Genomic DNA, 303 nt, shown 5'->3' on the forward strand with positions numbered 1-303 from the left:
TAAATAATGTTTGTAACTTATAGTTACGTTTTTTGGAATTAACGTTGACATATTGTCATTCAGTTTTCAATGTTCATTTTTCTTACCGACAAGAATTAATTATACATTTTATTAACATTTAAGTCAATAACTTTTTTTATCTTGTCCATTTTATTTTTTAACCAAAATTTGATTAAAAAACTGCCTGGCAACGTTCTACTCTAGCGGAACGTAAGTTCGACTACCATCGACGCTAAGGAGCTTAACTTCTGTGTTCGGCATGGGAACAGGTGTGACCTCCTTGCTATAGTCACCAGACATATG

Annotated in this window: 1 rRNA gene; it reads right to left on the bottom strand. The window is 32.7% G+C overall.

The features are described from left to right. Positions 1–182: 182 nt before the first annotated feature. A 5S ribosomal RNA gene (gene rrf / locus IDG66_RS13505) occupies positions 183–297 on the bottom strand. Positions 298–303: the final 6 nt, after the last annotated feature.

This window comes from Staphylococcus sp. EG-SA-18 (assembly GCF_017151825.1).
Classification (GTDB): domain Bacteria; phylum Bacillota; class Bacilli; order Staphylococcales; family Staphylococcaceae; genus Staphylococcus; species Staphylococcus aureus.